Here is a 2886-nt window from a genome sequence, read left to right on the forward strand (position 1 = left end):
GGTCGGGCCGCGACCACCGGTTCCAGGTAGCGGGCGACGGCGGGCCGGGCACCGCGGTGCGCCGCGGCGGCCGCGGCCTCCAGCAGCACGTCGACCATCCAGGGCTCGCCGGCGCCGGGCAGGACGAGCAGGACCGCCGCCACCACCTCGGCCGGGCGCCCCGCGTCGCTCAGCACCCGGGCGCCGCGCCGGCGCAGGTCGTCGAGCTCGTCCCCGGGGAGTCCACGCAACACCGCGGTGCGCAGCAGGTCGTGCCGGAAGTCCGACCGGTCGGGGGCGAAGACCTCGGTCCGGACGAGCGTCGCGACCGCGTCGGCCACCGACCCGGCGGGCACCCCGGACAGGGTCGCGAGGACCGTGGTCTGCTCGGCACCCACGACCGCGACGGCGGCGGCCACGGCGCGGACGTGCGGCGGGGCGTCGAACACGTGCCGTTCCACGAGACCGTCGACCACCTCGCGCCCGAGCCGGTGGATCCGGTCGGTCGCGCCGTCGCCGGTCACCGGGCCCAGCTCGGCGACCAGCTGCTCGACCAGCAGCGGGTTCCCGCCGGAGGCCTCGGTGAGCGCGTCGAGCAACGGCGCCTGCGGCGGCTCGGCTCCCGTACCGGCACCGCGGGCCACGGCGAGCCGGGCGACGCCGGACCGGTCCAGCGGGCCCACCTCGGTCACCGCCGCACCGGCCTGGGTGCGGATCTCGGCGAGCCGGTCGGGCAGTGCGCCCGCTCCGTCGGTCCGCGAGGCGAGCACCACCCCGAGCGGGAGACCCTCCGACCGGCGCAGCAGGAACCCGAGGAAGGCCAGCGAGGCGTCGTCGCACCACTGCAGGTCGTCGACGACGAGGACCAGCGGGCCGCGAGCGGTGTGGTTCACGGTGAGCCAGTAGAGGCCGTGCAGCACCGGGTAGAGGTTGTCCGGTCCGGCACCGCCCGTCGCCTCGTCCAGCGCCGGTGCACTCCACCGGGCACCGCCCTCGAGCAGCGCCGGGTCGACCGGGCCCGCGCCGGCCAGGGCCCCGAACAGCTCCCGGACCACGGCGAACGAGATGTCCGAGGTCCGTTCCCGCCCATGGGCACGGGCGGCCCGCACGCCCGCCGGGACCTCGGTGCAGAAGCCGTCGAGCAGCACCGACTTGCCGATCCCGGGCGGTCCGACGAGCAGCCGCACGACGTGTGATCCGGCGGCGGCGCCGGCACCGGCCGAGGCCAGCCACGCCGACTCGGACCCCCGACCCACCAGGCGCACGCCGCGATCGGTGGCATCGGACATCCTGGGCTACCTCCACGAGCGACCGGTCCCGGCCGGGCGGACCCGGCTCGACGATCTTGAGCCTAGGAGATCCCACCCGTGCCGGATACCGGCCGCCGCGTGTCGGTACGGTGACCGCGCTCGCTCCTGCGGGATCAGGACGACGCGGTGAGGACCGTGCGCAGCATGGCGATGATCGCCGGGGCGTCGGAGCCGAGGAAGAAGTGCCCGCCCGGACGGACGTGCAGATCGAACGGTCCGGAGGTGTGGTCGCGCCAGGACTCCGCCTCGTCCCGTGAGGTCTTGGGGTCGCTGTCCCCGGTCAGGACGGTGATCGGCGCGGCCACGGTGGCCCCGGGCGTGCAGCGGTAGGTCTCGATCGCCTCGTAATCGCTGCGGATTGCGGGCAGGATCATCCGGAGGATCTCGTCGTCGCCGAGCAGCGCGGTGTCGGTACCCGCCAGCAGCTTCAGCTCCTCGACGATCTGCTCGTCGCTCAGCCGGTGCACGTGCTCGTCACGGACACGCGAGGGTGCGCGCCGGCCGGAGGCGAACAGGTGGGCGATCCGCCCGCCCTGGGCCTCGTGCCGCCGCGCGACCTCGAACGCCAGGGTCGCGCCCATGCTGTGGCCGAAGAAGACCGTAGGGCGGTGGCCCCGCAGCGAGTCCCGCAGCGCGCCGTGGACCTGGTCGGCGAGGGTGTGGAGGTCACCGGGGCTGGTCTCGCGGCGCCGGTCCTGCCGGCCCGGGTACTGCACGGCGAACACCTCCGCGGTGGTCTGCAGCTGCGCCGAGACCGGGAAGTAGAACGAGGCCGAACCGCCCGCGTGCGGGAAGCAGACGAGCTGCACGGGCCGCTCCGGTGCCGGGTGGAAGCACCGGACCCACAGGCTCTCCTCGGTGGCGGTCGTCGTCATGGGGTTCCTTCCTCGCGGACGCACCCGGCGTGCTGCCGGACGACGTAGCCAGTGAACCGGCACCGCGGCCGGTGAATCCCTAGTCCTGGCCTCGGGGGCGGGACGACCGCGCCGGCCGGCCCGCCCCCCCGGGAGGCACCTCAGCCGAGCCCGAGCTCGTCGTTGAGCAGGGCGAACATGTCGTCGTCGGAGGCGTCGTCGAGGGTGTCGTCCCCGGCGCCGTCGCCGTCGGGGTCCGACGGCCGGTCCTCGGCGTGCAGCCCGGCCCACTTGGTCCGCAGCACCTCGATCCGGCCCGCGACCCGGCGGTGCTCCCCCTCGTCGTCGACGTGCAGGCCCGCGATGGCCCGCTCCAGGCCGTCGAGCGCGGCGAGGACGGCGTCGGCGCCCGCGGGCTCGGCGACGACGAGCCTGCTCCGCAGATGCCGCACGACCTCGGCCGGGGTCGGGAAGTCGAACAGCAGGGTTGCGGGCAGCCGCAGCCCGGTGGCTGCGTTGAGCCGGTTCCGGTACTCGACCGCGGTGAGCGAGTCGAACCCCAGTTCCTGGAACTGCTGACGGACCCCCACCGCGGTGGCGTCGGTGTGCCCGAGCACGTCGGCGGCCCCGCCCCGCACGAGCGCGAGCAGGATCTCGTCCTGCTCTGGGGCACCGAGCCCGGCGAGCCGGCGGACGAGCGCGTCGGCGTCCGGTGCGGTGCCCGCGGCGGCGGTCCGCCGCGG

Annotated in this window: 3 protein-coding genes; all 3 read right to left on the bottom strand. The window is 75.5% G+C overall.

Annotated elements, in window-relative coordinates:
* Window positions 1-1268, bottom strand: a 1268-nt coding sequence (locus GTW08_RS00510) for an AAA family ATPase (RefSeq protein ID WP_161151234.1), incomplete at its 3' end; no start/stop codon positions are given.
* Between the two features lie 134 nt (window positions 1269-1402).
* Window positions 1403-2164 carry a thioesterase II family protein gene (locus GTW08_RS00515; RefSeq protein ID WP_073575126.1) on the bottom strand — a complete coding sequence of 254 codons (762 nt, stop codon included), beginning with the start codon at window positions 2162-2164 and terminating at the stop codon, window positions 1403-1405.
* Window positions 2165-2304: 140 nt separating this feature from the next.
* Window positions 2305-2886 (bottom strand): acyl carrier protein (locus GTW08_RS00520; protein WP_161151235.1); only part of this gene is annotated, 582 nt, incomplete at its 5' end.

The organism is Pseudonocardia sp. SID8383, assembly GCF_009864975.1.
Taxonomy (GTDB): domain Bacteria; phylum Actinomycetota; class Actinomycetes; order Mycobacteriales; family Pseudonocardiaceae; genus Pseudonocardia; species Pseudonocardia alni.

Coding starts and splice junctions, on each gene's coding strand:
- GTW08_RS00515 (WP_073575126.1), bottom strand. CDS start 2,164: ATGACGACGACCGCCACCGAGGAGAGCCTGTGGGTCCGGTGCTTCCAC.